1 protein-coding gene is annotated in these 234 nt (G+C 40.6%); it reads left to right on the top strand.

Translation table 11 applies throughout. The features are described from left to right. The coding region (locus ACYQ4O_RS13215) for a hypothetical protein (protein ID WP_460175902.1) at positions 1–234 on the top strand (234 nt) is incomplete at both ends.

Raw genomic sequence — 234 nt, 5'->3', positions numbered from 1 at the left:
TACTGACGGGGTTCAATGAAGCTTTCATTATTTCAGGAACAAAACGGGAAGAAATTTTAAACAACTGCAAAACCGAAGAGGAGAAAGAAAGAACTGCAGAATTAATACGACCTATTCTTCGAGGCCGGGATATTGAGAGGTATGGTTACAAGTGGGAAGATACTTGGCTTATTAACACTCATAACGGAATAAAAGGGAAGGGGAAAAGGGTGCATGTCGAAGACTTGCCTTCAA

The sequence above is a fragment of the Turicimonas sp. TL08 genome (genome assembly GCF_054660695.1).
The sequence above is the reverse complement of the archived record's forward strand: the minus strand, read 5'-3'. Positions and strand labels throughout refer to the sequence as shown.